Annotated in this window: 25 protein-coding genes; 13 read left to right on the plus strand and 12 right to left on the minus strand. The window is 67.5% G+C overall.

Annotated features, from left to right (window positions below; all coding sequences use genetic code 11):
• Nucleotides 1-22: 22 nt before the first annotated feature.
• Complete coding sequence (locus WH5701_RS10180) at nt 23-1,201, minus strand: GNAT family N-acetyltransferase (RefSeq protein ID WP_006172214.1); 1,179 nt, start codon at nt 1,199-1,201, stop codon at nt 23-25.
• A 79-nt stretch (nt 1,202-1,280) separates the two neighbouring features.
• On the opposite strand from WH5701_RS10180, the gene WH5701_RS10185 reads away from it, so the two are divergent.
• Nucleotides 1,281-1,700 carry a hypothetical protein gene (locus WH5701_RS10185; RefSeq protein WP_050751527.1) on the plus strand — a complete coding sequence of 140 codons (420 nt, stop codon included), beginning with the start codon at nt 1,281-1,283 and terminating at the stop codon, nt 1,698-1,700.
• On the opposite strand, the gene WH5701_RS10190 is transcribed toward WH5701_RS10185, so the two are convergent.
• Together WH5701_RS10190 and WH5701_RS10195 are read right to left on the minus strand one after the other, a co-directional pair.
• Complete coding sequence (locus WH5701_RS10190; RefSeq protein ID WP_006172216.1) at nt 1,687-2,346, minus strand: dihydrofolate reductase family protein; 660 nt, start codon at nt 2,344-2,346, stop codon at nt 1,687-1,689. The genes WH5701_RS10185 and WH5701_RS10190 overlap by 14 nt on opposite strands.
• Complete coding sequence (locus tag WH5701_RS10195; RefSeq protein WP_050751571.1) at nt 2,343-3,281, minus strand: 6-carboxytetrahydropterin synthase; 939 nt, start codon at nt 3,279-3,281, stop codon at nt 2,343-2,345. Before WH5701_RS10195 ends, WH5701_RS10190 begins: the two co-directional genes overlap by 4 nt.
• Nucleotides 3,282-3,384: 103 nt before the next feature.
• Between WH5701_RS10195 and WH5701_RS10200 the strand changes: the two genes are divergently transcribed.
• Entirely contained in the window at nt 3,385-4,047 is a 663-nt protein-coding gene (locus WH5701_RS10200) for a shikimate kinase (RefSeq protein ID WP_006172218.1), read from the plus strand.
• Between the two features lie 21 nt (nt 4,048-4,068).
• On the opposite strand, the gene WH5701_RS10205 is transcribed toward WH5701_RS10200, so the two are convergent.
• Nucleotides 4,069-4,332, minus strand: coding sequence for a chlororespiratory reduction protein 7 (locus tag WH5701_RS10205; RefSeq protein WP_006172219.1), 264 nt, complete (start codon nt 4,330-4,332; stop codon nt 4,069-4,071).
• Between WH5701_RS10205 and WH5701_RS10210 the strand changes: the two genes are divergently transcribed.
• Nucleotides 4,331-5,026: a DUF6816 family protein gene (locus tag WH5701_RS10210; RefSeq protein ID WP_006172220.1), complete on the plus strand. Its 696-nt coding sequence runs from the start codon at nt 4,331-4,333 to the stop codon at nt 5,024-5,026. The two genes, WH5701_RS10205 and WH5701_RS10210, sit on opposite strands and share 2 nt — an antisense overlap.
• A gap of 9 nt (nt 5,027-5,035) precedes the next feature.
• Here the strand turns inward: WH5701_RS10210 and WH5701_RS10215 are convergent, their stop codons facing one another.
• Entirely contained in the window at nt 5,036-5,779 is a 744-nt protein-coding gene (locus tag WH5701_RS10215; RefSeq protein ID WP_006172221.1) for a glutathione S-transferase family protein, read from the minus strand.
• A 113-nt stretch (nt 5,780-5,892) separates the two neighbouring features.
• Between WH5701_RS10215 and WH5701_RS10220 the strand changes: the two genes are divergently transcribed.
• Genes WH5701_RS10220 through WH5701_RS10240 form a run of 5 tightly spaced genes read left to right on the plus strand, consistent with a single transcriptional unit; the run spans nt 5,893 to nt 10,220 of the window.
• A complete protein-coding gene (locus WH5701_RS10220; protein WP_006172222.1) occupies nt 5,893-6,099 on the plus strand; it encodes a DUF751 family protein in 207 nt (68 codons plus the stop codon).
• 2 nt (nt 6,100-6,101) lie between these two features.
• Nucleotides 6,102-6,515, plus strand: a complete 414-nt coding sequence (rbfA, locus tag WH5701_RS10225; RefSeq protein WP_037980990.1) for a 30S ribosome-binding factor RbfA — start codon at nt 6,102-6,104, stop codon at nt 6,513-6,515.
• Nucleotides 6,512-8,164: a glycoside hydrolase family 3 N-terminal domain-containing protein gene (locus WH5701_RS10230; RefSeq protein ID WP_006172224.1), complete on the plus strand. Its 1,653-nt coding sequence runs from the start codon at nt 6,512-6,514 to the stop codon at nt 8,162-8,164. Before rbfA ends, WH5701_RS10230 begins: the two co-directional genes overlap by 4 nt.
• 50 nt (nt 8,165-8,214) lie before the next feature.
• A complete protein-coding gene (locus WH5701_RS10235; protein ID WP_006172225.1) occupies nt 8,215-9,423 on the plus strand; it encodes a TPR domain-containing glycosyltransferase in 1,209 nt (402 codons plus the stop codon).
• Nucleotides 9,423-10,220 carry a uroporphyrinogen-III synthase gene (locus WH5701_RS10240; RefSeq protein WP_006172226.1) on the plus strand — a complete coding sequence of 266 codons (798 nt, stop codon included), beginning with the start codon at nt 9,423-9,425 and terminating at the stop codon, nt 10,218-10,220. The genes WH5701_RS10235 and WH5701_RS10240 overlap by 1 nt, the downstream gene beginning before the upstream one ends.
• A 60-nt stretch (nt 10,221-10,280) precedes the next feature.
• On the opposite strand, the gene WH5701_RS10245 is transcribed toward WH5701_RS10240, so the two are convergent.
• The 3 genes from WH5701_RS10245 to zds are packed head-to-tail and all read right to left on the minus strand — an operon-like array spanning nt 10,281 to nt 12,788.
• Entirely contained in the window at nt 10,281-10,865 is a 585-nt protein-coding gene (locus WH5701_RS10245) for a hypothetical protein (RefSeq protein WP_006172227.1), read from the minus strand.
• The gene (locus tag WH5701_RS10250) at nt 10,852-11,298 is read right to left on the minus strand and encodes an SRPBCC family protein (protein WP_006172228.1); all 447 of its coding nucleotides are present in this window, start codon (nt 11,296-11,298) and stop codon (nt 10,852-10,854) included. The genes WH5701_RS10245 and WH5701_RS10250 overlap by 14 nt, the downstream gene beginning before the upstream one ends.
• A 5-nt stretch (nt 11,299-11,303) precedes the next feature.
• Entirely contained in the window at nt 11,304-12,788 is a 1,485-nt protein-coding gene (gene zds / locus WH5701_RS10255; protein ID WP_006172229.1) for a 9,9'-di-cis-zeta-carotene desaturase, read from the minus strand.
• Nucleotides 12,789-12,910: 122 nt separating this feature from the next.
• Here zds and WH5701_RS10260 point away from each other — a divergent pair, with 122 nt between their 5' ends.
• Genes WH5701_RS10260 through WH5701_RS10275 form a run of 4 tightly spaced genes read left to right on the plus strand, consistent with a single transcriptional unit; the run spans nt 12,911 to nt 15,367 of the window.
• On the plus strand, nt 12,911-13,354 hold the full coding sequence (locus WH5701_RS10260; protein WP_006172230.1) for an iron-sulfur cluster assembly accessory protein: 444 nt from the start codon (nt 12,911-12,913) through the stop codon (nt 13,352-13,354).
• A 60-nt stretch (nt 13,355-13,414) separates the two neighbouring features.
• Nucleotides 13,415-13,843, plus strand: a complete 429-nt coding sequence (locus WH5701_RS10265) for a hypothetical protein (protein ID WP_006172231.1) — start codon at nt 13,415-13,417, stop codon at nt 13,841-13,843.
• 17 nt (nt 13,844-13,860) lie between these two features.
• Nucleotides 13,861-15,087 carry a lipid-A-disaccharide synthase-related protein gene (locus tag WH5701_RS10270; RefSeq protein ID WP_006172232.1) on the plus strand — a complete coding sequence of 409 codons (1,227 nt, stop codon included), beginning with the start codon at nt 13,861-13,863 and terminating at the stop codon, nt 15,085-15,087.
• Nucleotides 15,062-15,367: a hypothetical protein gene (locus tag WH5701_RS10275; protein WP_006172233.1), complete on the plus strand. Its 306-nt coding sequence runs from the start codon at nt 15,062-15,064 to the stop codon at nt 15,365-15,367. The genes WH5701_RS10270 and WH5701_RS10275 overlap by 26 nt, the downstream gene beginning before the upstream one ends.
• On the opposite strand, the gene WH5701_RS10280 is transcribed toward WH5701_RS10275, so the two are convergent.
• Nucleotides 15,303-16,238 carry a TIGR01777 family oxidoreductase gene (locus WH5701_RS10280; protein WP_006172234.1) on the minus strand — a complete coding sequence of 312 codons (936 nt, stop codon included), beginning with the start codon at nt 16,236-16,238 and terminating at the stop codon, nt 15,303-15,305. The genes WH5701_RS10275 and WH5701_RS10280 overlap by 65 nt on opposite strands.
• 93 nt (nt 16,239-16,331) lie before the next feature.
• On the opposite strand from WH5701_RS10280, the gene WH5701_RS10285 reads away from it, so the two are divergent.
• Complete coding sequence (locus tag WH5701_RS10285; protein WP_006172235.1) at nt 16,332-16,580, plus strand: NAD(P)H-quinone oxidoreductase subunit O; 249 nt, start codon at nt 16,332-16,334, stop codon at nt 16,578-16,580.
• Between the two features lie 36 nt (nt 16,581-16,616).
• Here WH5701_RS10285 and WH5701_RS10290 read toward each other — a convergent pair whose 3' ends face one another.
• The 3 genes from WH5701_RS10290 to WH5701_RS10300 form a co-directional block, all read right to left on the minus strand.
• On the minus strand, nt 16,617-17,294 hold the full coding sequence (locus tag WH5701_RS10290) for a J domain-containing protein (RefSeq protein ID WP_006172236.1): 678 nt from the start codon (nt 17,292-17,294) through the stop codon (nt 16,617-16,619).
• A gap of 107 nt (nt 17,295-17,401) precedes the next feature.
• The gene (locus WH5701_RS10295; RefSeq protein ID WP_006172239.1) at nt 17,402-19,090 is read right to left on the minus strand and encodes an iron uptake porin; all 1,689 of its coding nucleotides are present in this window, start codon (nt 19,088-19,090) and stop codon (nt 17,402-17,404) included.
• Nucleotides 19,091-19,441: 351 nt separating this feature from the next.
• Nucleotides 19,442-21,073, minus strand: a complete 1,632-nt coding sequence (locus tag WH5701_RS10300) for an iron uptake porin (protein ID WP_006172240.1) — start codon at nt 21,071-21,073, stop codon at nt 19,442-19,444.
• Nucleotides 21,074-21,256: the final 183 nt, after the last annotated feature.

Below are 21,256 nucleotides of genomic sequence, written 5' to 3' on the forward strand. Positions count from 1 at the left end.
GACCTGATCGTAAACAGCGGCCTCAGCAAGCGCCCAGGGGCAGCTCGCGGCGGCTGAAGGGCAGCTCGGCATTTTCCGCCTCGATCTCCTCGAGCATCTGGGCATTGGCCGCGGGCAGCCAGCGGCGCAAGAGCCGATCGAAGCCTGGATCCTGCCAGCGGTGCAAGCTGGCCCTGGGCTCGGCCAGAAAACCCCGGCGCCGCTTGTGGCTGCCGCCAGCCCCTGGATCAAAGCCACGGATGCCCTGTCCGATCGCCCACTCAATCGGGGCGTAGTAGCAGACCTCGAAATGCAGGTTCTCGACCTCCCGATCACTGCCCCAGTAGCGGCCCCAGAGGGACTCGCCGTGACGCACGCAGAGGGACATCGCCACCGGCTCGTGAGGGTCGCCCCCATGGGCACTGAAGAGCACCAGATGCTCCCGCAGCTCCAGGGCATCCACGTGGAAGAACTCCTCACTGAGGTATTTGCTACCCCAGGCCCCCCAGCGGCTGCAATGTTGCGCGTAAAAATGATGCATTCGTTCCAGCATGGCGGCGGAAATCTCGGAACCCGCCAGGGGTGTCACCTTCAGACCAGCCGCTGCGATCGAGCGCCGCTCCCGGCGGATGTTGCGCCGCTGGTTGGCATTGAAGCCAGCGAGATAATCCTCGAAACTGCTGAACCCGTCGTTGGTCCAGAGGCTCTGCTGATTCAGCCAGGTGGCACAGCCGGCGGCCTCGGCCGAGGGCTGCCACTCGGGATCAACGTAGAGAAAGTTGCAGCTGAAGATCTTCTGCTCGCGGCAGAAGCGATCGATCAGCTCCAGCATCAAAGCCGTGATTTCCACCCCGTCTTCACCGGGATCGATGTGAAAGCGATAACCCTGGACCGGGCTGAGCGGGCTCATGCCCACCAGCTTCGGGTAGTAGCGCTGGCCCAGCTGGCCGGCGAGCTGGGCGAAGGATTGATCGAAGACGAATTCTCCGTAACTGTGGCCCTTGAGGTAGAGCGGCGCCACGGCGATCAGCCGCTCCTGCCGCCACAGGCTCAGGTGGCAGGGCTGCCAGCCCTGGCGGGGCACGATGCTGCCAGAGCGCTCCAGGGCATGCAGCCAGGGCCAGCCGTAGAACGGGAGACCCGCAGGCCCCGTGAGCTCCTGCCAGGCTTTCCGTGGAATCTCCGTCATGGCCCGGTGCCAGCGGGCCTGCAGCTCAGCCATGGCGGAGGAACACGTGGGCGCAACAGCGAGGGGCAAAACTAACGGCATGGCGCAACCACTGCACCGGCTGTCGTCCCAGATGACGGCACTCCTGACGCTGTCCACGGCGATGGCCTCCGGGCTGGGCTGCCCCCCGCCTGCCTCGGCCAGTCTGCTGGGCCCGGTGCTGCGCCTGATGCGGCCCCAGTTGGAGAGAAAGCTCAGCGACGTGTGCGTGAGCGCTGCCGCCGGAGGCCAGGCCAGCCTGGAGCGCAGTCTGAGGGAACCCTGCCGCCGCCTCGCGGCACCGGCCAGTGCCTGCCTGATCGCGGAGGCCGAGAGCAGCGGGCGCAGCTTCGGGGTGATCACCGAACTGGCCCGGGGCCGTCTGGGCGACGACAGTGAGGTGGTGGTGAAACGCTGCGTCGCCAAGCTGCTGGGGCTGCCCGCTGACAGTCTCAAGGAGGTATCGCTCGAAGACCTTCAACGCCGCTTCAAGCTGCCCGTCACGCCCCGGTAGGTGCCCCACAAGGTGCCCCACAGCGATAGCGCAGCAGCATCTCGCCGCCCCCCAGGGGCCTGTGCTCGATCAACTCCCAGCTCTGGCCGGTGAGGTCAGGCGCCAGGGCGCTCACCCAGCCGTGCCGTCCCCCCAACAGCAGCGGACAGAGGCTCAGCTGCAGCTCCTGCACCAGGCCTTCCACCAGCAGGGCCGTGGCCAGCTCAGCACCACCGAGGAGCACCAGCCGGCGCAGCCCTCGCGACCCCAGCTCCTCCAGGCAGGACGGCCAGTCGCCAAGGTCCAGATGGGCATCAAAGGCGGGCTGGGCTGGCCCGGGCGAGAGCAGCCAGCGCTCCAGGGGCTGGGAGAAGAACGGCAGGCCCGGCTCCAGCCCGCGGCCTCGGCTTACCACGACGGTGATGGGTTGGGGGGAGCGGCCCTCGAGGCGGCGCTGCGCCAGCAGCTCGGGGCGATGGATCAGGCAGGTGCTGCGGTGCACCCGGACCGTGGCCGCTCCCACCAGGCAGCCGTCGGCCCAGGCCAGGGCCTCCTCCAGCACGGTGCGGTCGCCGACACCTCCGAGCTGGGCAGCACCCCCATGGGCTGGTGCGAGGCGGCCATCAAGGCTGATGGCCAGCACCAGCCGCAGCTGGGGAAGGCTCAAGCGCCGGCGAGGGCCTCCAGCACAGCGGGGCGGGTCTCGAGGAGGGGCGTTTCGGCGAACACCTCGGCGGCGTTGTTGGGGCTCTCCTGCAGACGCACCTTGTGCAGGGCGGCGCCGGTGGCGGCGATCGGGGCGCTGAGCAGATCAGCGATGTGCAGGGCGATGTTCTCAGCGGTGGGCACACAGGTGGCGAAATGGGCCACGTCCTTGTTGAGGAAGGTGTGATCGAAGGGCTCCACCACCAGCTCGTTCACCAGGCCCTGCAGCTCGCCGAGGTCACAGACCATGCCGCTGCGGGGATCAATCGCCCCGCGCACCGTGACATCGAGCAGGTAGTTGTGGCCGTGGCCGTGGGGGCGGGCGCACTTGCCGTAGATCGCTTCGTTCTCGCCCTGGGAAAGCTCCTCGCGGGCCAGGCGGTGGGCGGCGGAAAAGTGGGTGCGGATCGAAAGGAAGGCTTCCATGGGGTTGCCGATGACATCGGCCCAGAGGGTGGGTTGCTCGTAAAGGCGGAGACCGACGAGCGGCAGGTGCGGAGCCAGGCGGGTCCAGATCGCCTGGGTCAGGGCCTCGGTGGTGGGCAGCCGGCCCTCGGGCCGGCTGAGATCGAACTCCGGCCAGCAGTCGTTGAGAAAACGGAAATCGAGGGGATCGGTGACCTCTCTGCGAATCGCGTGCTTCACATCGGAGAGGTTGAGCACCATGCCATCGCCGTCGAGCGGGCCGGCCATCGCCACGATCAGCTCGTAGTTGTGACCATGACCCGGGGCGAGGCTGCAACGGCCGAAGCGGCTGGCGTTCTCCGCATCGCTCAGCTCCGGCAGCCTGTAGAGGTGGCTGGCGCTGAACAGGGCCCGGCGGGTGATCACGCAGCCACGGCCGCGGCCGTGGCGAAGCGGGCCGGCGGAAACGCCAGCGCTGGGGGTGGCTGGCATCGCCATGGTCCCGGTGGCCATCGACTCAGTGGCGTCCTGCTCGGCCATCCTAGGGATTCCGCCCCTGGCAACGCCGGATCCACCCCCTCGCCGCCCAGCCCCCATGGCCATTGAATCGCCCTCCCCCGCCAGCGTCACCCCAGGGTTGCCGGGGAGCCTGGAGGGCCTGAACATCTATCTGGTGGGGATGATGGGGGCCGGCAAGAGCAGTGTGGGACGCCCGCTGGCACAAGCCCTCGGCTATCGCTTCATCGATGCCGACAGCGTTCTGGAGCAGCACGCTGGCTGCTCGATCCCCGAGCTGTTCGAGCAGCGGGGGGAGGCGGGCTTCCGCGAACTGGAGTCGGCCGTGCTCAACCGGATCGCCTGCTGGCATTCCCTGGTGGTGGCCACCGGCGGTGGCGTGGTCAGCCGTCCCTGCAACTGGGGCCAGATGCGGCAGGGGCTGGTGGTGTGGCTGGACGCCGATGAGCTGCTGCTGCTGGAGCGCCTGCGGGCCGATCCGGGCCAGCGGCCCCTGCTGGCCACCGCTGATCCCGAGGCGCGGCTGCGCCAGCTGCTCAGCGAACGCCGCCCCCTCTACAGCCAGGCTGACCTGAGGGTGCCCCAGGACGGACGACCGGCAACAGCCGTCGCCGAACAGGTGCTGGAGTCGATCCCCAAGGTGCTGCGCCAGCGGGTGGCACCACCGCAGGCTCCCGATCAACTGATCGACGAGAACGGCACCAGCTCGGCCAGCCTGAACACCGCAGCCGAGCTGCGCTGATTCAACGGAGGCGTTTGTTCGTCACCGTGCCGGGGGCTCCAGGCGCACCGCATACCACTGGACGGCCATGCCAGGCTCCAGCTCCAGCTCACAGGCCGTTTCCAGCAGCCGCTCGGCCCGCTCAAGGTCGCTGGAGAGTGAGAGCAGGTCGGCGGGGGGGGCCTCCAGTTCAGCGAGCTGCGTGGTGAGCCAGCTGAGGGTTTCGGCCGCTGTGAGGATGCGCTCCCCCCGGGAGGGCTCCAGCACCACGTAATGATCGAGTTCCCGCAGCAGGGGATCGGACATGCTCAGCTCTCGAATCGCCTTCATCCTGGCCGCCCTGCTCACCCTCTGGCCGGGGCAGGCCCTGGCAGCCAACAGCGCCACAGGTCCGCTGGAGCGGCGGCTGGCGGCCTGGCCCGATTGGAGCCTGCCGGCTCCCCTCAGCCGCCCCGGTCACAGCGACCTGCGCTACCCCGACTGGTTCACCGGAGCCTGGTGGGTGTACAGCCTGGAAGAGGGGAACGGTGAGCCGATCCCGCCCTATGCCGTGCGTTTCCTGCGCGATGACCGCGGGGCGTTGGTGGGGGATCGCGCCTTCAACGCCACCCAGGTGGGCGATGCACTGCTGGGGGGTCAGCTGCTTTCGGTGGCCAACGACCCGGCCAACCCCAACCGCCAGCTGGCCCTGCTTCGCGGTGATCTGGAGCTGGAATCCACCGTGATCGGGCGCCGCAGCAAGCCAGGGACGGCTGCCGTGGCCCAGGGGAACGACTTCCTGGCCGATGAGCTGACCCTGCAGGTGCTGCACGGCCCCGGGGGAGCCCGGATCAGCCGCGTGGAGACCCTCAGCCGCTACCGGCTCGTGGCCAGCACTCCGGGCCACGAACTGATCCGGGCGGAGCAGTGGCAGGCCAGCTACCCGTCTCCGGAGGAGGGGCTGGTGGCCCATGCCAGCGGCAGTCATCACCTCTGGCTGCTGCTCAGCCGCAGCCCCTGAGCGCCCTGATCAAAGCGGTGGCTGGGAAACCGGCTCGCTGACGGCGCCTCGGCCGAGGGAGAGGTAGAGGCCATCCCTCCAGGCGAACAGGCTGGTGAGCAGGGGATGGTCGGCCAGGCCGGGCACGCCGCGGCCAGCCAGGGGGGCACCAGCGCTGGCTGGGAAGAGCAGAAGCGACAACTGGGCAGCCACGGCCAGATCGGCCAGGGAGAGCCGATCACCCACGAGAAAGCGGCCCGGCGCCAGCAGCACCGCCAGCTGCTCGAGGTTCGCCTGGAGTTGGCGCCGCTCCGTCTGGCCGATGGTGTCGCCCAGGGGGGTGAGCAGATCGGTGGGCAGAGCCCCCAACAGCGAACGAAGCAGCGCGGGGGTGGCCTCAGGCAGCAGGGCACCGCGCATCACCGAATCCGAACCGGCCGCCTGCAACAGGGCCTGACGCACCCCAGAAGCCAGGGCGGTGTCGGCCCAGTCTTCGAGCAGAAGCACCCGGGCCCGATCGGCCGGATCCTCGGGAATCAGGGGAGGGGTCGGCACCTGGCTCTCCAGATGCTGGGCAATGGCGCTGGAATCGGCGATCACCTCTCCGCCATCCACCAGTACCGGCACCTGCCGCTGACCGGAAAGACGGAACAGCTCCAGCTGCCCCAACCCGGGGGTGACCTCGATGATGCTGTACTCCAGCCCCTTGGCGGCCAGGATCAACCTCACCTTCTCGCAGAAGGAGGAATGGCGGAACTGGTGGAGCTCGAGCATCGGCGGCACGGTCCTCTGGGCGGCAGAGTAGCCCTCATGTTCCACCGGCGTGGGCGGCACCCCGCCACTGCCTCTGCTTTCAACCCCTTGCCATCCACTGCCCCGACTGCGCCATGAAGGACTTCTTCCTCAACGTGACGCGCTACCCGCGCTACCTGGTGGCCTTCAGCCTGGGGGTGTTCAACTCCGTGCTCGAACCCCTGGCGAAACGGCGCAGCAATCCGGTCACCGCGGTGGCCCTTGTGGGGGCCCTGGTGAGCGGAATGATCAGCCTGAGCCTGGTGCTGCGTGCCATGGTGACTCCAGCACCACTGGCATAGGCATGGCACAGGGCCGACGGGTGGAGCGCATGGCCTCCCTGATCCGCCGGGAGATCAGTGAGCTCCTGGTGAACGGCATCAAGGACGAGCGGGTGTCGCTGGGCATGGTCAGCGTGACCCAGGTCGAGGTGGCCGGGGACCTGCAGCACTGCAAGATCTTCGTGAGCATCTTCGGCACTGACGAGGACCGCCAGACGGCCCTGGCTGGCCTGAAATCGGCGGCTCCCTTCGTGAAGGGGGAGCTGGCACGGCGCCTGAATCTGCGTCGCACCCCCGAGGTGCAGTTCCTGCTCGATCGCGGCCTGCAGAAGGGCAGCTCGGTGCTTGGTCTGCTCAGCCAACTGGGGGAGGAGCGCCAAAAACGAGCGCCCCTCACCGCTGAAGCCGGCGATGACGGCGACGACAGCGGGCCATGACGACGGTTTGGCCGCAGGCCCAGGAGCCGCTCCCACCGGCCGCTGAACTGCGCCGGCAAGTGGCCCAGCTGCTGGTGATCCGCGGCAGCGGCCACCTGGGCGACGGCCAGCGGCGGTACCCCCGCTGGGAACTGGAGAACGCCACGCTCAAACGGCTGCTGGCCGAGGGGGTGGGAGGCGTGATCCTGCTGGGGGGCAGTGCCGCGGAACTGCGCCTGCGCTGCGAGCAACTGCGGAGTTGGTCTGAGCAGTCCCTGCTGATCTGCGCCGACGTGGAGGAGGGGGTGGGGCAGCGCTTCGAGGGGGCCAGCTGGCTGGTGCCTCCCCTGGCCGTGGGGCGCCTGCACCGCAGCGATCCGGAAAGAGCCCTCTCCCTGGCCCGTCGCTACGGCCACTGCACGGGCCGCCAGGCCCGGCAGCTGGGACTCAACGGTGTGCTCGCTCCCGTCTGCGATGTCAACAACAACTCCCGCAACCCGGTGATCAACGTGCGTGCCTGGGGAGAGACGGCCGGCACCGCTGCAGCCCTGGCGGTGGCCTTCCTGGAGGGGGCTCAGGCCGAAGGGGTGCTCTGTTGCGCCAAGCACTTCCCCGGCCACGGGGACACGAGCGACGACTCTCATCTGGAGCTGCCCCGGCTGCCGCATGGGCGGGAGCGGCTGGAGGCCATTGAGCTGCCCCCCTTCCGGGCGGCCATCGCCGCCGGCTGCGCGGCGGTGATGACCGCCCACCTGCAGCTGGACGCCCTGGATCCGCTGCGGCCAGCCACCCTCTCGCGCTCCGTGCTCACGGGGCTGCTGCGGCAGGAGCTGGGATTCACTGGACTGGTGATCACCGACGCGCTGGTGATGGAGGCGATCGCCTCCCGCTGGGGGGCGGCGGAGGCCGCCGTGCTGGCCTTCGAGGCCGGTTCGGATCTGATCCTGATGCCTGCCGATGCCGATGCCGCCATCGAAGGCCTGGTGGAGGCCTTCAGCAGCGGGCGCCTGCAGCTGGAGCAGCTGCACCAGAGCCTGCGCCGGCGCGAACAGGCTCTGTCCGAGGCGGGATCCCAGGCTCCGGCGGCTTCTCTGGCACCGCTGGAGGAGCTGAGCGAGCTGGAAACGCCGCAGGATCAGGCCCTGGCGCGGGAGCTGGTGGAGATGAGTCTGGACACCCGCGGCCCCCAGGGCCTGCCGGCGGGGCCAGGGGTCAACCTGGTCCGCCTGGACAACAGCCTGAACTGCGCCTTCCTTCCGACGATGGCCCCGGCCCTGCTGAGGCCTGCCGCAGCCGGCTATCAGTGCTGCCTGCTGGACGCGCGCGGACCCAGCCCCTGGAGCGAAAACGCCGATGCACCCCTCGCTCTGGAGCGCCTGCCGGATGGGCCGCTGTTCCTGCAGTTGTTCGTGCGCGGCAATCCCTTCCGCGGCAGCGCCGGAAGCGATGAACCCTGGCCCGCAGTGATCCGACAACTCCTGCGGGTCGGCCGCTTGGCGGGCCTGACCGTGCTGGGCAGTCCGTATCTGTGGGAGGCCCTTGAGCCCCTGCTTCCCAGCGCAATTCCCGCGGGCTACAGCCCCGCCCAGATGCCCCTGGCCCAGGCCGTCCTGCTCAGCCGCCTCGGCCTGGCCGCCGGCACCATCGCTGAGGGCGGCTTCACTGACTGAGCCGGATCACAGCTCGAACCCTGTCCGCCTGCCCCTAACCTCACGCCCGGATGCGGGCCGCCGCCGTGCTCAGCCTCTCGATGATCGTGCGCAACGAGGCCGAACGCCTCGGCCGCTGCCTGGAATCGGTGGCAGGCTTCGCCGATGAACTGGTGGTGGTGGATACCGGCTCCAGCGACGCCACGGTGGAGGTGGCCGAAAGCCATGGCGCCCGGGTGGAGCACATCCCCTGGCCGGGGGATTTCGCCCCCGCCCGCAACCGGGCTCTGGAGTGGGTCCGGGGCACCTGGGTGCTGGTTCTGGATGCCGACGAGCAACTGCTGGAGGATGCCAAGGAGCCCCTGCGGGCGCTGATGGCGGATCCCGACACGCTGCTGATCAACCTGCTGCGACAGGAGGTGGGCGCGCTGCAATCGCCCTATTCCAGCGTCAGTCGTCTGTTCCGGCGTCACCCGCAGATCCGCTGGAGCCGCCCGTACCACGCGATGGTCGATGACAGCGTGGTCGAGCTGCTGACCAGGGAGCCCCACTGGCGCGTGGTCGATTGTCAGCAGCCGGCGATCCGCCATGAGGGCTACCGGCCGGAGCTGCTCGCCGACGGTCGCAAAGCGCGGCAGCTGCGACGGGCCATGGAGCAGGAGCTGCGGGACCACCCCGGCCATGCCTATGCCAGCGCCAAACTCGGCGGCCTTGAGATCAGCGAGGGGCGCGTGAAGCGCGGCATCACCCTGCTCAAGGCCGGGCTGGCCGGCTGCCCGCCTGGAGCCCACCCCGAGCGCTTTGAACTGCTGCTGCACCTGGCGATGGCCGAGGCCAGCCGTCATCCCGCCCGGGCTGCGGCCCTGTACCGGGAGGCCCTGGATCTGCCGCTCGACCCACGGCTGCAGGTGGCGGCACGGTTGAACCTGGCGGCCCTGCGGCTGCAGGAGGGCGCCACGGCCGAGGCCGCCGAGCTGGCGGAAGCCGTCACGCTCGGGGCCCCCGAGCTCGCTCTGGGCTGGTACAACCTCGGCCTGATCCGCCGCCGTCTCGGCAACATCCGCGGCTCCCTGGAGGCTTACGACACCGCCCTGACCCTGGCCCCCGAGCATGCCGAAACCCACCAGAACCGGGCGGTGGCCCAGCTGCTGTCGGGCGACATCGCCGCCGCCCGCGCCAGTTTTCGCCAGGCCATCGCCCTGCTGCGGCAGCAGGGCCAGACCAGCGCCGCCGAGCAGTTGCAGCGACAGGCCGGGGCGATGGTGAGACTGGACGACTGATGGAGGTGGCCGTGCTCTCAGGTCGGGTGGTGGCGGTGACGCGGGCCGAGCAGCAGCTGGGGGAGGCCCGGGCCTTGTTTGAGCGCGCCGGTGCCCGGGTTCTCGACCTTCCCGCCCTGGTGATCGGCCCTCCCGATGAATGGGGGCCCCTCGATGATGCCCTTGCAGAGCTGGAGGCCTTCCACTGGCTGGTGTTCTCCAGCGTCAACGGGGTGGAGGCGGTGGAGCAGCGGTTGCAGCGGATCGGGCGCAACCTCGGCGATCGCCCCCGCGGCCTCAAGATCGCGGCGGTGGGCCGCAAGACCGCCGCCCGGCTGGAGCAGCTGGGCGCCCCAGCCGATTTCGTGCCCCCCAATTTCGTGGCCGACAGCCTGATCGAGCATTTCCCGGTCTCGGGCTGGGGGCAGCGCCTGCTGCTGCCCAGGGTCCAGAGCGGAGGGCGCACGCTGCTCGCAGAAGCCTTCGCCGAGGCCGGGACACGAGTGGTGGAGGCCGCTGCCTACGAGTCCCGCTGTCCGCCCCATCTGCCCTTGGCCACCGCCGCCGCCCTGCGCGAGGGGCAGGTGGAGGCCATCACCTTCACCAGCGGCAAGACCGTGCGCCACACCGTGCACCTGCTGCTGCAGGACCTGGGGGAGAACTGGCGCGAACGGCTGGAATCCGTCGCCCTTGTGTCGATCGGTCCTCAGACCAGCGCCACCTGCCAGGAGCTGCTGGGACGGGTGGACGCCGAAGCCGACCCCCATGACCTGGAGGGCCTGGTGGCGGCCTGCGGCCGCGCCCTGGGTGGGGGCTGAGAGCCCGAATCCTCGGGCCTTGCGCAGCTGTCAGCATCACGACAACTCGGTGTCGAGGCTTCAGAGCTCGGCGATGACCACCTGGCCCTTGGCTTTGCCTTGACGGCTCACAAGGGTCAGTCGGCCGCGCAGCACATCGATCGAGGCCACCCCCCAGGCTTCAGGCAGAAGGTCGGTGGTGCGGCCACCTGCATCGCCAACGGCCAGGGAACCGCTCTGACCGCCGAACTGAACGAGAGCCATGGGGCGGCCACCGCTGCTGATCACGCCCTGAAAGCGAAAGCCTTCGGGCAAGGTGAGCGGGGGTTGCACCACGATGGCCCGAGGCCCACTGGCGACCCTGGTGACGGCCAGCGGCGCGAAGGGGTCGAGCCGGCCTGGGGGCATCGCCGCCTCCACCTGCTGGACCGTGGGCAGCGGGGTGAAGCCAGCCTGGGCAACCGCGGCTGCCGCCGGGGAGGGTTTGCTCGGTTTGGCTGGGGCTGCTTCAGGTGCCACAGGGACTGGAGTGGGCACCGCGCCGGTGTCGGCAGGGGGTGTTCCTCCACAGCCAGCCAGGCCGGCGAACAGCAACGGCAGAAGGGCGAGGCTCACTCCGCTTCGCGGCTGGGTCATGCCGGCGTGCAGCCGCTCAGGGCTGGCCATGCTCCTGCTCCACAAGGTCCCGGAAGCGATCCAGATTGGCCTGGAGTTCCCGGGTGACGATGCCTCCAAGGATGCTCGGTTCCATCAGGGGTGCAAGGGCTCCAGGCAGCTCGTAGCTCACGGTCAGCCTGACAACCGTCAGCTGGTCGGATTGGGGGTAGAACCGCACGGCCCCCTTGGTGGGCAGGCCCCCCACCGATTCCCAGTGCAACTGCTGGGCTTCGACGCGGTGGGAGATGCGGGCCTTCCAGTGGAAGCGAAACCCCTGGGCGGCCAGGGTCCAGTCGGTGAGATCCGGGTCATCCAGGGTGACCACCGACTCGATCCAGCGCATCCAGCGCGGCATCGCCTCGAGGTCGCTCCAGACCTCCCAGACCCGATCCACCGGCGCATGGATCTCCGTGGTCACACTGTGCTCGAGCCAACGTCCCATGCTGATCAGGCCACGGCGGCAACAGAGGCGAGCCGCACCGGTTGATCCAGGATGGCGGCGGCCGCCAAACGTCCGCTCATGGTGGCCCCTTCCATTGAATCAATGTAATCCTGGCGGGTGTAGCTGCCGGCCAGGAAGAAATTGGCCACCGGCGTGCGCTGCTCCGGACGGAACGGTTCCATGCCAGGGGCCTCGCGATACAGCGACTGAGCCAGTTTGACCACGTTGCTCCAGATCAGCTTGAGGCCGCGGGCCGAGGGGAACAGCTCACGCACCTGGGCGTCCACCAGGGCGGCGATCTCGTCGTTCCGGCGTGGAATCCAGGGGTCACCCGGGGTGAGCACGCACTGCAGCAGGGAACCCTCCCCCTCGCGCCGGTAGTCGGCCGGGCTGGCCAGGGCAAGGTCGGTGAAGCAGCTGAAATCGGCGTCGGCGGTGTACAGCAGGTTGTCCAGTCCACTCGCCGTGCTGAGATCGCGGCGGGCGGCGGCGTGGGCCTCGCCCTCCCCCAGCTCGGTCACCCAGCCGTCGTAGCGCAGCTGCACCGTGGCCACCGGCACCGCCTCCAGCCGGTAAATGTTCTCGAACTGGGCATAGCGGCGCCAGGAGGGCGGCAGCAGACGCTGGATGCCGGGCACGTCACAGGCCGCCAGGTAGGCGTCGGCCTCGACGCTGACCTCGCCATCGGGGGTGCCCAGCCTCAGGCCGGTGACCTGGGGAGCGACCTCTGGCCCCACCCCCTCGTCGAAGCAGACCTCACTGACCCGGTGCCGCAGGTGCAGCCTGGCCCCGCGAGCTTCGATGTAATCGAGGATGGGCTGGTGCAGCCAGCGGTGCGGCGAGCCCTTGAGCAGATTGAGCTTGGAGGCCTCGGTCTTGGAGGCGAACATCATGAAGATCGTGAGCATGCAGCGGGCCGAGATGGCTTCGCAATCGATGAAGCCCAGGGCATAGGCGATCGGATCCCACATCCGCTCCACGCTGCGGGCGCTGCCGCCATGGCCGAGAAACCAGTCGCGAAAGCTCATCCGGTCGAGGGAGCGGATCACTCCCATCGCCCCCTCGTAGTCCACCAGGCCACGCACGATCGGGCTGGTGCCCAGGGCCAGGGCATTGCGCAACTTGTCGATCCAGTCGAGCTGCGGTGTGGTGAAGAAAGCCTTGAGCCCGTTGAAGGGAGCGCCGATCGGGAAGCGGAAGTCGAGTTCGCGCAGGTCTCCGCCCTTGTTGACGAACAGATGGGTGTGCTGCTTGGGCAGGAGGTTGCCGAAGGCTCCCACCTTGCGCATCAGCGCAAACAGATTGGCGTAGTTGAAGAAAAAAACGTGCAGGCCCATTTCGATGTGGTTGCCGCCGTCATCGACCCAGCTGCCCACCTTGCCGCCCACGAACGGGCGGGATTCGTAGAGGTCAACCTGGTGGCCGGCATCACAGAGATCAACCGCGGCGGCCAGACCGGCCAGACCCGCTCCCACGATGGCGACGCGCACCCTTGACTCCTTCACGTGCGGCAACTCTATGGAGCCGTCCCTGGCGGCGGCGGGACACCAGAGTTCGGGAGGCCTCCATAGAGTGATCTCATATCCCGTTCCACCTGTCCCAGTCCTTGCCCATGAGCAGCCCCACCACCGATGCCCCCGCCACGGTCCAGGAGGCCGCCACCACAGCGGTTGTCGCCCCAGCGGTGGCCACCCACACCGGCAAGGACGGCAAGGGCATCCGCATCACCGAACCGGCCATGAAGCAGCTGGCCGCCCTGATGCAGCAGCAGGGCAACGACAAGCTTCTGAGGGTGGGGGTGCGCTCCGGTGGCTGCAGCGGCATGAGCTACACCATGGATTTCATCGACAGCGCCGCGATCCGCGGCGACGATGAGCTGTACGTCTATGAGCCTGACGGGGCTTCTAGCTTCCGGGTGGTGAGCGATCCCAAGAGCCTGCTGTACATCTACGGCATGCAGCTGGATTTCAGCTCGGCCCTGATCGGTGGCGGCTTCAACTTCACCAACCCCAATGCCAGCCAGACCTGCGGCTGCGGCAGCTCCTTCGCGGTCTGAACCTCCCCAGTTCCGGGCCTCCAGCGTGGGAATCTGGGTGTCCCTAAGCAGCCGCAGCCGATGACGGCCACCTCCAAGTCCGCCGAATCCCTCTTCGATCAGGCCATCGGCCGCTATCAGCAGGGGGCCGCTGCCGCTGACGTGATCGACGACTTCCTGACGATCACGGCCCAGGCTCCCCGTCTCTCCGCCGCCTGGACCTGTCTGGCCTGGCTGCAGCTGCTCGAGGACCAACCCGAACCGGCGCTGCGCTCGGCCCGGATGGCGGTCAAGCTCAACCCCCAGGATCCACAGTCGCGGGTGAACCTCTGCCTGGCCATGCTCGAGTCGGGCGCTAAAGGGGTTCGTGAGCACATCGATCTGGTGCTGCGCATCACCGCCGTGTCACCGGAGCTGGCCAAGGAATTGAACGAATCGATCGCCGATGGGCTCAGGCGGCGCCCGGGCTGGGAGTCCCTGGAGAAGGTCAAGGCCTGGCTCCAGGGTTGAGCCAGGGAGACACCCCGATGGGCGATCGCACCCGGCGGGTGCTGTTGCTCAGCAATGGCCATGGAGAAGACCTCAGCGGCAGCCTGATCGGGCAGGAGTTACAGCAGCTGGGGCTGGAGGTCGTGGCCCTGCCGCTGGTCGGTCATGGCGGTGCCTACCGCCAGGCAGGTCTGTCCGTGCTGGGGCGCACCCGGGAATTCAGCACCGGCGGCCTGGGCTACACCAGCCTCGGCGGACGCCTGACTGAACTGGTGCAGGGCCAGGCCACCTACCTGCTGAGACAGCTGGTGCTGTTCTTCAGAGAAGCCCGGCACTGCGCGGCGGTGGTGGTGGTCGGGGATGTCATCCCCGTTCTGGCGGCCTGGTGCAGCCGCCGGCCGGTGGTCACCTACCTGGTGGCCTACTCGAGCCACTACGAAGGCCGCCTGCGCCTGCCCTGGCCCTGCGGGAGCTGCTTGCGCAGCGGCCGCTTCCGGCGGGTGTTCAGCCGCGACGCCTTCACGGCCACGGACCTCAGCCACCAGCTCGGACGCTCTGTGGATTTTCTCGGCAACCCCTTTCTCGACCGGGTCCTGGAGGGGACAGCTCCCCTCGACAGGCCAGGGGCCGGGGCACCCATCCCCCGGCTTGGGCTGCTGCCAGGCAGCCGCCTGCCCGAGGCCCTGCGCAACTTCGAGTTGATGTTGCAGGTTCTCACCCGCTTGCCCGCGGGCCTGCAAACCAGCAGCGGCCTGCACCTGGACACCGCCCTGGTGGGAGCCATCGACGAGGCGACGGTGGCCAGGCTCAGCCGCCCCCTGGGCTGGCGCCTGGAGCCGAAGGGGCGTCTGCATCGAGGAGAGCTGGAGCTGAGGCTGCACTGGGGGGAGTTCCCAGCGGTGGTTCAACAGGCCGACCTGCTGCTGGCGATGACCGGCACGGCCACAGAACAGGCCGTGGGCCTGGGAAAACCCGTGGTTCAGCTGGCGGGGGGCGGCCCCCAGTTCAGCCCCAATTTCGCCGAAGCTCAACGGCGGCTGCTGGGGCCCTCGCTGTTCAGTGCCGAGGGGGAACCGGGCTCGGAACGCAGCCTGGCCGGCACCGCCGAACTGGTGGGCGAGGTGCTGCGCCAGCTGCGGCACACCGATCTGGGGGAGCGCTGCCGGCGCAACGGCCTCGAGCGCATCGGTGGTCCCGGGGGGGCCGCCAGGATGGCCGGGCAGATCCTGCAGGCCCTCGATGCCCCCTCAGCCCCGCTCCAGTGATGCCGTCAGCGCTGAAGCCCTGGCGCCGCGGTTGAAGCGCTGGATCGACACCGTGCTGGTGATCGATGTCTTCCTGGTGATCGCGGGGGCGATCTGGTTCGCCCTGGCGGTGGCCCTGCACAGCCAGCATGTGGAGGCTCCACTGCAGCTGCTGCAGCGGCTCTGGGATCCTCTGTTCACACCGGCGATCGGCCTGCTGATGGCGGCTGCCCTGGTCAGTGGGCTGCTGGGCTGGTGGCAGCGGCAAGGGCTGAGTCGAGATCGGGGTAGCGAAAAGTGAAGCCCTGGGGCTCCAGCCGCTCAGAGACCACCTGCTGGCCTTCCAGCACCACCGCGGCTCCGTCCCCGAGCATCAACTGAAGCACCGGCGCGGGCACCGGCAGCAGGCTGGGACGCTTCAGCACCCGGCCAAGGGCAGCTGCGAAAGGGCCCATGCGCATGGGCTGGGGAGCCACGGCGTTGTACACCCCCTCGTAGGCCGGGGTCTCCAGGGCGGTGGCAATCAGCACGCAGAGGTCGCTGCGTTGAATCCAGCTCATCCACTGGCGGCCGGAGCCGATCGGACCGCCCAGGCCCGCGCGGAACACCGGCAACATCTTGCCGAGGGCTCCCCCATCGGGGCCGAGCACGATGCCGATCCGCAGCTTCACCACCCGGCAGTCGGCGGGAGCCTGATCGGCAGCCGCCTCCCACTCGCGGCAGAGCTGGCCAAGGAGATCAGACGCCGCAGGGCTGGACTCACTGAAGCAGGCGTCCTCGCTGCTGCCGTAATACCCCACGGCGGAGCCGCTCACCAGCACCCGGCCGGGCCGGGGATGGGCCCGGAGCGCCTCCACCAGAGCCCTGGTGCTGTCCAGGCGGCTGTCGATCAGCCTGCGCCGCTGCTCCTCGCTCCAGCGCTTCTCCGCGATCGGCTCCCCGGCCAGATTCACCACCCCCTCCGCCTCGGCCACCGCAGCGAGCAGGGCAGGCTCGTGCCAGGGGGCCGCCTGGGCCGGATCCGCCTGGATTCGCCGCAGGCCCGGGTGCTCCAGCCCCGCCAGGGGCTGACTCTGGCGGCTCACCACCACCAGCTGGTGCCCCCGAGCGAGCAGGAGGGGCACCAGCTCGCGCCCCACGAACCCCGTACATCCCAGCAGCAGCAGTCTCACGGGCCCAGGCAACACACACCATCCCCGAGGCTAAGGGGGGCCCCAGGCCGCCCGGCAGGACCTAGCGTGAACTCAGAGCAGTGACGACTGTCCATGGCCCAGATCCCAACGGATGCCACCGCCCTCAAGGCCACTCCCATCAAGAAAGGCACCCTGGTGAAGGTCAGCAAGAGCGCCTACCTGGGCAGTCTTGAAGCGGCCGCAAGCGATCCCACTCCCCCCGACTATCTGTTCGAAGGCCCCGGCGAAGTGCTGGCCCTCAACGGTGACTACGCCCAGTTGCGCTGGCGCCTGCCGGTGCCGGACGTGTGGCTGAGGCTCGATCAGCTCGAGGCCTGCTGAAGGCCGATCCAGTCATCATCGGATCTCGGCTCGTATTCAGAGATCGAGGCGGCGGCGCTCCTCCTTGAGGCGACTGCGCCGCTGTTTGGCCTCCCGCAGCATCTCTCGGCCATCGTGCAGGTAGCTGTCGACGTAGCCCATGGTGTAGCGCTCCAGCTCCAGCAGGGCGTCCTGCACCTGGCTGAGGCAGTGGTAGAGGCTGAGGCCAAACCCCCGGGCTTCGCTCGGGCAAGGGAGCGAGCGGTAGAGGGCCTCAACCCTGTCCATTCGGCTTTTGCTCTGCTCCAGGTAGGCGCAGAACGCCTCCATCAGGCTGTCGTCGTAGGGATCGGCGGCCAGAGAGCGCAACTGGCTGGGAAAGGGGTTGATCACCTGGGCAAGCAATCGATCGATCGGCCCATAGACCTGCTGCAACCAGCCCAGCAGGGCCCCGTCACGGTCGACGCCGCGATGGGCTGGTGTGGCGACGCTCGAGCCACCCCGCCTGCTCCGGGCTGAGGGTTGCCGGCTGAGGTCATAGGTGCGGCGGCGTTCGCCATCCCCCAGAACCGCCCAGGCGGCATTGATCGCCAGGATTGCGGTGTCGTCCCCCCCGGCATCGGGATGGTGCCGCTTGACCAGGGCTCGGTACGCGGCCTTGATCGCATCCGCCCCCGCCGTGGCTGGCACGCCCAGGACGGCATAGAAATCGCTGCTGGCCAAGGCTGCCTTCAAGGGGGGTGATGGCGGCTGGAGCCATCATGGCAAGGGCACCAGCCATGAAAAAGCCCCCTGACGGGGGCGGTGGTGTGTGAGGGCTTGAACGAACTAGAGCAGCAGGCTCAGAACTTGAAGGTGGTCTGCACGAGACCGCCGAAGTTGCTGAAGCTGTTGTCGTAGCCGGTGAGCTGACCCAGGGGACGGCTCAGGTAGAAGATCGCCGGGGTCACGGCAATGTTGTCGGTGACCTGGAACTTGTACCACCACTCCCAGACGTAGTTGCCATCGGCGGGGGTGGTGTTGCCGGAGTCGTCGCTGCCGCGGGAGAGAGCCGTGGCGAAGACGGGCTGACCGACAGCCATACCGGCAGCGTTGCCCTTGGCGAACAAATCGTTCCACTGCAGGCCGACGAACCAGCTCTGGCTCGTGCTCACGTAGGGGTCGACGTACTCAACCCCATCGGTGTTGTTCCCATTGCTGGAGAGACTGTTGATGCCCCAGCCGAGGCTGATCGAAGGGATCCAGCCACTGGTCTTGGGTTGCCAATAGGCGTTGGCGGCGAAGTTGTTCGACTCACCATCCACCAGGAACCAGCTGTTGCTGGCCACGAAGTTGGTGCCACGACGGAAGTTAGTGGCCTTCTGACCATAACGATAAGCCAACGACACGTTCCACTGGGGAGCCGTGTAGTTCAGCTGAGCCAGGAAGTTGCCGCGGGCACAATCGGTGCCGATGCCGCCTTCGCTGCTCGAGCAGACGTTCTCGTTACCATCAAACGCCTGACCGGAACTGCCTTGCTGAGCCACATAGCTGGCGGAGGCACTGAACCGACCACGGCCCTTCTCCACATTCTGCTTCCAGATCACAGCGCCCAAGGCACCGGTGGCTTTGTTGTAAACGCCGGGGGCGCCCCAGAGCTGGAAGACATCAAGGATCTTGTCACCGTTTCCGCTGCCATACAGCGACGGGGTGACAGCGACCGACTCCGTATTCCTGGCCTTGGGACCAACAATGAAGGTGAAATCGCGACCCACAGGGAAGCGATAGTAAAGACGATCAATTCCGATGGAGTCGGTTCCGCCAATGCCGCCGCTCGCCACATCCAGGGCCGTGAGATTCACGCCATTGCCGCTGAACGCGTTATCGAAGTTACCGGAACGCAGACGGGTATAGAGGAGGTCCTTGCCGGTGAAGCTGGTGAGCAGGTTCAGCCGGAGGTCGTAGTTGAAGGTGGTGGCGCCGTACTGAGCGTTGTACTTTTCAGCAGCATCACGGCTGCCAAAAGTGGGCGACGAACCGAAGACACCGGCACCGGGGCGATCACCGCTGGCATTGACAGCGCCTACAACGAAGGTGGCCTGACCCTGAAGTTTGGTGGTGGTGGAGAACTGGGTCGCCTCCAATTCACCAACCTTGGCTTCAAGGCGATCCACACGGCCGCGCAGGATGGCAAGTTCCTTCTCGAACTCCTTGAGCAGACGACGCAGCTCGTCGGTCACTTCGGTGATCCGATCGAGGCAGGCGTTGAGCAGAGCGGCGGCTTCCCAGCGGCTCAGGGGCTTCTTGCCGCGGAAGGTGCCGTCGGGATAACCGGCGACGCAACCGTAGCGCTCGATCAGGTTCGAGAGTGCCTGATAGGCCCACTCAGTGGGCTGAACATCAGAGAACTGGGTGATGCTGGTCACCTGGTCCTTCCTGTTGCCGGAATACTTGTTGATTTCGGCAAGATTGAGATCACTGGCCGAAGCGGCCAGGGGGGCTGCCAGCCCTAGGGCGACTGGAGCCAGCAGCAGACGCTGGAATAATTTCATTTGATCCTCACACCAATTGAGGGATGGCCCAAAAGGACACTTACAGACTGTATCGAAATGCAGGATTCCACCCCTCGCCCACGAGCACATCAGCAGGTGTCGGCGGTCACATTGGTTTGGTCACCCGACTTCCCCTGCAAGGTGTTTCAAGCCTGTAAGTGTCTCGTTCGGAAAGCCAGCAGCGCGTGAAAGATCACAAAAAAGCCGTGGACGGAGCCACGGCATAAAGAGAACAGCCTGGAGAGGACCAGAACTGATTCAGAAATCAAAAAACCAGCCAGATCGAGGTGTGTGAGGAGTGATCTGGCTGGAGAAGAGATCAGCCGAAGCCGATCAAGCGATCAGGAACGATCAGAACTTGAAGGTGGTCTTGACCAGGCCACCGAAGTTGTCGAAGGTGTCGCTGTTGGCTTTCTGGAACTGGCCCTGAGGAACACTCAGGTAGAAGATCGCAGGGGTGACCGAGATGTTGTCGGTAACCTGGAACTTGTACCACCACTCCCAGGCATAGTTGCCGTCGTTGGGCTTGAGGATGTCTTCATCACCCGACTTGGTCAGGAAGGTGGCCTGACCGACGGCCATACCGGCGGAATTGCCCTTGATGAAGACGTCGGACCACTGCAGACCCACGTACCAGGACTGGCTCTGGGCACCGTCGATCTGATCGAAGGTGTCGGAGCTGTGGGCGTTGAGACCCCAACCGGTGCTGATCGAGGGGAGCCAACCGGAGTTGGAAGGCTGCCAGTAGCCGCTGATGCCAACGGAGTTGACACTGTCGGAGAGGGCATACCCGAGGTTGGCCAGGGGAGTGCCGTTACCGCCGTAGAGGCCAGCCAGACCACCCTGTGGGGTGGTGTAGGTGTAGGCGGCAGCGATACCGAAGTTCTCGTTGTTCCAGGCGATCTGGGCGGTTCCGGTCTGGGCGGAACCATCAGTGCCGATGCCACCCACGTTGGGATTACCCACGTTGCCATTGGCGGCCACGTAGTTGGCGCTGATGCTGAAGCCGCCGCTCTTCCACCAGAGACCACCACCGGAGCCGAGGGTCAGGGGGTAGGCACCGGGAGCGCCGCCGTAGGTGAAGATGTCGAGGACGGTGTCAGCGGGGTACACGCTGGGCCAGAAGGCCAGCATGTCGTCTTGACGGACCTTGCCACCCACCGTTGCAGTGAAGTTCTTGCCCAGGGGGAACTGGTAGAAGAGGCGGTTGACTTCGACGGAATCAGCTCCGCTGCCACCCTCGAAAGCCACCTCGAAGGCGTTCAGGCCCACCAGGTTGTCAGGATTGGCGGCACCCCAGGGGCTGGAGCCGAAGTTGCCGGCCCGCAGGCGGGTGCGCAGCAGGTCCTTGCCGGTGAAGCTGGTGTCGAGGTAGAGGTCGAGGTTGTAGTTGAACGCGGTTGCGCCCTGCTGGGCGGCGGCGGCGGAAGCGAACCTCTCACCGGGGGCCACTTTGCCGCCGTTGAGGATGGATTCACCCAGGGTGGCGCGGGCGTCTCCGCTGAAGCTGTTGGCGCCGATGGTGAAGGTGGCCACACCACGCAGCTTGGTGGTGGTGGAGAACTGGTTCGCTTCCAGCTCACCGACCTTGGCCTCGAGGTTGTCGACGCGGCCGCGCAGGATGGCGAGTTCCTTCTCGAACTCCTTGAGCAGACGGCGCAGCTCGTCGGTCACTTCGGTGATCCGATCGAGGCAGGCGTTGAGCAGAGCGGCGGCTTCCCAGCGGCTCAGCGGCTTCTTGCCACGGAAGGTGCCATCGGGATAGCCAGCGACGCAGCCGTAGCGCTCGATCAGGTTCGAGAGCGCCTGGTAGGCCCACTCGGTGGGCTGCACGTCAGAAAATTGAGTGATGCTGGTGACCTGATCCTCGGAGGCGGCGTACTGGTTGATGCCGTCCAGGTTCATTTCGCCGGCGGTGGCGGCCACGGGGGCCATCAGTCCGAGGGCGACAGGTGCCAGCAGCAATTGCCGGAAGAATTTCATGGGGTCCTCACACAAGTTGGCGCGATGCGCCTGCATGAAGAATCACCCCCAGCCGTCGGGCTGGCCCGGGCAGATGTGACAGAACGCACAACGGCTGGGGTGACGGGGCCTGGTCCAGACTTGCCCCAACCGCCGCCACGGCCCTGAAGACCCGGTCCCAACGCCCATGGCTGTGGTGGCTGG

Source organism: Synechococcus sp. WH 5701, from assembly GCF_000153045.1.
Classification (GTDB): domain Bacteria; phylum Cyanobacteriota; class Cyanobacteriia; order PCC-6307; family Cyanobiaceae; genus Regnicoccus_A; species Regnicoccus_A antarcticus.